The sequence below is a fragment of the Streptomyces sp. NPDC020379 genome, assembly GCF_044387105.1.
Lineage (GTDB): Bacteria > Actinomycetota > Actinomycetes > Streptomycetales > Streptomycetaceae > Streptomyces.
The window spans coordinates 281,237-287,331 of record NZ_JBIRVR010000009.1 but is presented as its reverse complement, the minus strand read 5'-3'; the positions used below and the strand labels follow the sequence as shown (position 1 = coordinate 287,331).

The window sequence follows — 6,095 nt, the reverse complement described above, 5'->3', positions numbered from 1 at the left end:
CTTTGTACTCACCCTCTCGGGCTTTCCTCCGGGCGCTTCCCTTCGGTATTTCGTGTTTCCAACCTTACCAGATCCGTTTTCCGGCCCGTTTCCGGTCCGAATTCCGTTTCCGGCCCCCTGTTGGAGCGGGGTTCGCCTTCCAGCTTTTCGCTTTCCGGCTTCACCGACTTTATCAGATCACTCCGGGTCGGTTTTCCCGTCCGCCGCGGAACGATCCTTTACGCACAAGGCGTTCGGGGGTTCCCGCTGCGGTGGAGCCGTAAACGTACTGGACGGCCGCGCCCGGATGCAAATCGAGTCCGGGGCGGCCGTCCGTACGGCTGATCGTGCGTCAGACCTCGACGACCACGGGGAGGATCATCGGGCGCCGGCGGTAGGTGTCGGACACCCACTTGCCCACGGTCCGGCGGACGAGCTGCTGCACCTGGTGGGGCTCCAGCACGCCGTCGGAGGCGGACTTGGCGATGGCTTCCTCGATCTTCGGCGCCACCGCCGCGAACGTGGAGTCCTCGATGCCCGAGCCGCGTCCGTGGATCTGCGGGCCGCCCACCAGCTTGCCCGTCGTGCTGTCCACGACGAGGAAGACGGAGATGATGCCCTCGTCACCGAGGATGCGGCGGTCCTTGAGTGAGGTCTCGGTGACATCGCCGACCGAGAGGCCGTCGACGTACACATACCCGGCCTGGACCTTGCCGACGATCTTCGCCGAGCCGTTCACCAGGTCCACCACGACGCCGTCCTCGGCGATCACGATGTGGTTCTTCGGCACGCCCGTCAGGGCGCCGAGCTCCGCGTTCGCCCGCAGGTGACGCCACTCGCCGTGGACCGGCATGAGGTTGCGGGGCTTGCAGATGTTGTAGAAGTACAGCAGCTCGCCCGCGGAGGCGTGGCCCGAGACGTGGACCTTGGCGTTGCCCTTGTGGACGACGTTGGCGCCCCACCGGGTCAGGCCGTTGATCACGCGGTAGACCGCGTTCTCGTTGCCGGGGATGAGGGACGAGGCCAGGATGACCGTGTCGCCCTGGACGATCCGGATCTGGTGATCGCGGTTGGCCATCCGGGACAGCGCGGCCATCGGCTCGCCCTGGGAGCCGGTGCAGACGAGCACGACCTCGTCGTCCGGCAGGTCGTCCAGCGTCTTGACGTCGACGACCAGACCGGCGGGGACGCGCAGATAGCCCAGGTCACGGGCGATGCCCATGTTGCGGACCATGGAGCGGCCCACGAAGGCGACCCGGCGGCCGTACTCGTGCGCGGCGTCCAGGATCTGCTGGATGCGGTGCACGTGGCTGGCGAAGCTGGCCACGATGATGCGCTTCTGGGCGCCCGCGAAGACCGTGCGCAGCACATTGGAGATGTCGCGCTCGGGCGGGACGAAGCCCGGGACCTCGGCGTTCGTGGAGTCCACGAGCAGCAGGTCGATGCCCTCCTCGCCGAGCCGCGCGAAGGCGGGCAGGTCGGTGAGGCGGCGGTCCAGCGGGAGCTGGTCCATCTTGAAGTCGCCGGTGTGCACGGCCATGCCGGCCGGGGTGCGGATGGCGACCGCGAGGGCGTCCGGGATGGAGTGGTTGACCGCGATGAACTCGCAGTCGAACGGGCCGATGCCCTCCCGGTGCCCCTCCTGGACCTCCAGGGTGTAGGGGCGGATGCGGTGCTCCTGGAGCTTCGCCTCGATCAGGGCGAGGGTCAGCTTGGAGCCGATCAGCGGGATGTCCGGCTTCTCGCGAAGCAGGTACGGGACACCGCCGATGTGGTCCTCGTGGCCGTGCGTGAGCACGATGCCTTCGATGTCGTCGAGACGGTCACGGATCGAGCTGAAGTCCGGCAGGATCAGGTCGACTCCGGGCTGCTCCTCCTCGGGGAAAAGCACTCCGCAGTCGACGATCAGCAGGCGGCCGTCGTACTCGAAGACGGTCATGTTGCGGCCGATCTCGCCGAGACCGCCGAGGGGTGTGACGCGCAGGCCGCCCTCGGGGAGCTGCGGCGGGGGACCGAGTTCAGGATGCGGGTGACTCAAAAGACTCTCCTCACCACGCACGCCACATGCCCTCCTGGGACACATGGCGCGCGTGACATTCGTGCACTTGCAGTTGTTGTCGATGTTCAGTTGTGAAGTGTGTGGGCGGGCGCCCGGGGGTGCCCGCGGCCGCTAGAGCTCGACCCCGCCGGCGGAGAGATCGCGCCTGAGCTGCTCCGTCTCCTCGGCGGTGAGCTCCACCAGCGGCAGCCGCAGCGGGCCGGCGGGCAGGCCCCGCAGCGCGAGGGCCGCCTTGGTGGTGATCACGCCCTGGGTGCGGAACATGCCGGTGAAGACCGGGAGCAGCTGCTGGTGGATCGCGGTCGCCTTGGCGACGTCGCCGTCGAGGTAGGCGCCGAGCAGGGAGCGCAGGTCGGGGGTGACCAGGTGGCCCACGACGGAGACGAAGCCGACGGCGCCGACGGACAGCAGCGGCAGGTTGAGCATGTCGTCGCCGGAGTACCAGGCGAGGCGCGAGCGGGCGATGGCCCAGCTGGCGCGGCCCAGGTCGCCCTTGGCGTCCTTGTTGGCGACGATCCGGGGGTGGTCGGCCAGCCGGACGATGGTCTCGGTGTTGATCGGGACGCCGCTGCGGCCGGGGATGTCGTACAGCATCACCGGGAGGCCGGTGGCGTCCGCGATCGCGGTGAAGTGCCGGAAGATGCCCTCTTGCGGGGGCTTGTTGTAGTACGGGGTGACGGCCAGCAGGCCGTGGGCACCCGCCTTCTCGGCGGCGCGGGCGAGCTCGACGCTGTGCTGGGTGTCGTTGGTGCCGGCTCCGGCGACGACGTGGGCGCGGTCTCCGACCGCTTCGACCACGGCACGTACGAGCTGCGCTTTCTCCGCATCGCTGGTGGTCGGGGACTCGCCGGTGGTGCCGTTGACGACAAGGCCGTCATTGCCGGCGTCCACCAGGTGCGCGGCGAGTCGCTGGGCACCTTCGAGGTCAAGGGCGCCATCTGCGGTGAAGGGCGTGACCATGGCGGTCAGGACCCGCCCGAAGGGCGTCTGCGGTGTGGAGGTCGGAGCCATGGGGGCCACGCTACTCGTTGCTCACCGTGAGGTGCTCCCTCGGGGAGTGGGAAAGGGAGCCCGGCACTGCCTGCTCGGGGGTTCAAGCAGTACCGGGTCCGTTTGTTCAGCCTAGATGAAGGTAACGAAAAGCCGCAATACGGACACCTTTGCTACCGGTGCGTACGCGGCCCGGGCGTCACCCTCTCCGGTGCCCCCACTACCGCGCGTACCGGGCGCTACGGCGCGACGCGGCCGTTCTTGTTGAACGCCTCATAGGTGAGCGGCATGAGCTTGGCCCACTCCGCCTCCATCTTCTCGCCGACCATCTCGATCTCGCGCTGCGGGAAGGAGGGGACGGCCGCCTGCTCGTGCTGGGTGCGCAGCCCGAGGAAGTGCATCAGCGAACGGGCGTTGCACGTGGCGTACATCGAGGAGAAGAGACCGACCGGCAGCACCGAGCGGGCGACCTCGCGGGCGACGCCCGCGGCGAGCATCTCCTGGTACGCCTCGTACGCCTGGCGGTAGGAGTCCTCCATGGCGCGGGTGGTCAGCTCGTGCTGTGCCTCGGTGCCCTCGACGAAGACGTACTTTCCGGGGCGGCCCTCCTGGACCAGCTTGCGGTCCGCGCCCGGGACGTAGAAGACGGGCTGGAGCTCGCGGTAGCGGCCGGACTCCTCGTTGTACGACCAGCCGACGCGGTGGCGCATGAACTCGCGGAAGACGAGGATCGGGGCGCTGATGAAGAACGTCATCGAGTTGTGCTCGAAGGGGCTGCCGTGGCGGTCCCGCATCAGGTAATTGATGAGCCCCTTGGACCGCTCGGGGTCCTTGGTGATCTCCTCCAGGGACTGCTCACCGGCGGTGGAGACGCGAGCCGCCCACAGGACGTCGGAGTCGGCAGCGCTGTGCTTGACCAGCTCGACGGTCACATCGCCACGGAATGTGGGTTTGGCGTTCTCGGTGGGGCTGTCGGTCACCGGCGGGGTCCTTCCAATCGCGTTGCTGGGGCGGCGCCCAGCCTACGGGCCGCCACTGACACTCGGGCTCCGGCAGAGCGGGGCCGCGGGGAATGCGGTGGCCCCGGTTGAGATTTTTCACAGAAGTCACAGAAATCGGGCACCACCGAAGCGATTCGAACGTCCTTATGTGTGACAGCACTGACAGAGCACACACTCGAGCTTCCTAGGAGAGCGCTTCATGTTCCGCCGGCGAGAGCCCGTGCCGTTCGCCTTTGTAGCCGAGGCAGAGCGTTACCGCAGCAACGTCACGCCGCCGCCCCGAGACCGCGCGAGCCGCTCGCAGATAGCCGGCCGCGCGCTGGTGGGGCTGACGGTCGCGGCGGGGCTCGTGGGGGCGCTGTTGTTCGGAATGCCCTCGCTCCAGACCGGTGCGCAGAGCACGCACCACACGCAGCAGTCGGAGGCGAAGGACAGCCGCTGACGCGCGCCGATCAGCGACACGACCGAGGTCCGGCCACCCTGACGTGGCCGGACCTCTCGCGCATCGATAGCCTCGCCCAATGCCCCTGCCCTTCATGACAGCCGCCCGCGACGGTGCCTCCGTCACGACCGCCGCCGAGCCCCTGCCGCACGAGGAGGCCCCGCTCGGGCACCGTGCTCATCGGCCCGGCTCCTGGCAGGTGGGCGGCGCCGCCCTGCTGCTGCTCCTCGCCGCGTATCTGCTCTTCTCGGCGCTGATCATCGTGCTGGCCGGCTCGCTGCCGGTCGGCGGGGTCTGCGTGATCGTCGCGGCTGTCGTGATCGCGGCGGCGCTGCGGCTGGTGCGGCCGGGCACGCGGGGACAGCGGGCGGACTCCCCCGCCTGAGCCCCTTCGCCTCACGCGTCCGCGCGCACCGGCCTGCCGTCGTGCAGGGCGATCGCCCGCTGCATCGCCTTGCGGGCGCGGGGTGTGTCGCGGGCGTCGTGGTAGGCCACCGCGAGGCGGAACCACGTGCGCCAGTCACCGGGGGCGTCCTCCGTCTCCGCCTGGCGGCGGGCGAAGACCTCGTCCGCCGAGTCGCGGTCGATGCGACCGCTCGGCGTGCGGACGAGCTCGTCGACGGGGAGGCCGCCCTCGGCCTCCAGTTCCCGCGCCAGCCGGTTGGCGTCCCGCGCGAACTTGGTGGTCTGGTAGAGGAACCAGGCACCGATGAACGGCAGCACCAGCACCGCGGCACCGAAGGTGACGGTGATGGCCGTGCCCTGCTCGATGAGCATGACGCCACGGCTGCCGACCAGGACGAAGTAGACGACCAGGACGGCGGCCAGGGCGAAATAGACGATCTTTGCGCGCACGGTGCTCAGTCCAGATCCAGGAAGTTTTCCAGGCCGAACGTCAGCCCCGGCGTGCTGACGACGCGCCGCGCGCCCAGCAGGATGCCCGGCATGAAGCAGCTGTGGTGCAGCGAGTCGTGCCGGATCGTGAGCGTCTCGCCGGTGTCACCGAACAGCACCTCCTGGTGGGCCAGCAGGCCGCGCAGCCGTACGGCGTGCACCGGCACGCCGTCGACGTCCGCGCCGCGCGCGCCCTCCAGGGCCGTCGTCGTGGCGTCGGGCTGCGGGGCGCAGCCCGCCTCCCGGCGGGCCTCGGCGATCAGCTGGGCGGTGCGGGTGGCGGTGCCGGAGGGGGCGTCCGCCTTGTTCGGGTGGTGCAGCTCGACGACCTCGACGGATTCGAAGAAGCGGGCCGCCTGCCGGGCGAAGGCCATGGTGAGCACGGCGCCGATGGAGAAGTTGGGCGCGATGAGCACTCCGGTGCCCGGCTTGGCGTCGAGCCAGCCGGTCAGCCGCGCGAGGCGGTCCTCGGTCCAGCCGGTCGTGCCGACGACGCCGTGGATGCCGTGGGCGACGCAGAACTCGAGGTTGTCCATCACGGAGTCGGGGTGCGTCAGCTCGACCACGACCTGGGCGCCCGCCTCGGTCAGCGTCTCCAGCTTGTCGCCCCGGCCCAGCGCGGCCACCAGTTCCATGTCCTCGGCGGCCGTCACAGCCCGTACGGCCTCGGAGCCGATACGGCCGTGGGCGCCGATGACCGCCACGCGCAGCTTGCTCATCCTTGGTGCTT

The 6,095-nt window shown here is 69.5% G+C and carries 7 protein-coding genes; 2 read left to right on the top strand and 5 right to left on the bottom strand.

Annotation, left to right across the window (positions count from 1 at the left end; translation table 11 throughout):
* Positions 1 to 331: 331 nt before the first annotated feature.
* The 3 genes from ACH427_RS15430 to thyX form a co-directional block, all read right to left on the bottom strand.
* Entirely contained in the window at positions 332 to 2,017 is a 1,686-nt protein-coding gene (locus ACH427_RS15430; RefSeq protein ID WP_398869943.1) for a ribonuclease J, read from the bottom strand.
* A gap of 132 nt (positions 2,018 to 2,149) precedes the next feature.
* On the bottom strand, positions 2,150 to 3,049 hold the full coding sequence (dapA, locus tag ACH427_RS15425) for a 4-hydroxy-tetrahydrodipicolinate synthase (protein ID WP_398869942.1): 900 nt from the start codon (positions 3,047 to 3,049) through the stop codon (positions 2,150 to 2,152).
* A 218-nt stretch (positions 3,050 to 3,267) separates the two neighbouring features.
* The gene (gene thyX, locus ACH427_RS15420; protein ID WP_366007570.1) at positions 3,268 to 4,008 is read right to left on the bottom strand and encodes an FAD-dependent thymidylate synthase; all 741 of its coding nucleotides are present in this window, start codon (positions 4,006 to 4,008) and stop codon (positions 3,268 to 3,270) included.
* Between the two features lie 220 nt (positions 4,009 to 4,228).
* On the opposite strand from thyX, the gene ACH427_RS15415 reads away from it, so the two are divergent.
* Together ACH427_RS15415 and ACH427_RS15410 are read left to right on the top strand one after the other, a co-directional pair.
* The gene (locus ACH427_RS15415) at positions 4,229 to 4,471 is read left to right on the top strand and encodes a hypothetical protein (RefSeq protein WP_366007571.1); all 243 of its coding nucleotides are present in this window, start codon (positions 4,229 to 4,231) and stop codon (positions 4,469 to 4,471) included.
* Between the two features lie 79 nt (positions 4,472 to 4,550).
* On the top strand, positions 4,551 to 4,856 hold the full coding sequence (locus ACH427_RS15410) for a hypothetical protein (protein ID WP_398869941.1): 306 nt from the start codon (positions 4,551 to 4,553) through the stop codon (positions 4,854 to 4,856).
* 11 nt (positions 4,857 to 4,867) lie between these two features.
* On the opposite strand, the gene ACH427_RS15405 is transcribed toward ACH427_RS15410, so the two are convergent.
* Complete coding sequence (locus ACH427_RS15405) at positions 4,868 to 5,326, bottom strand: hypothetical protein (RefSeq protein WP_398869940.1); 459 nt, start codon at positions 5,324 to 5,326, stop codon at positions 4,868 to 4,870.
* Positions 5,327 to 5,331: 5 nt separating this feature from the next.
* Positions 5,332 to 6,084: a 4-hydroxy-tetrahydrodipicolinate reductase gene (gene dapB / locus ACH427_RS15400; RefSeq protein ID WP_398869939.1), complete on the bottom strand. Its 753-nt coding sequence runs from the start codon at positions 6,082 to 6,084 to the stop codon at positions 5,332 to 5,334.
* Between the last annotated feature and the right edge of the window lie 11 nt (positions 6,085 to 6,095).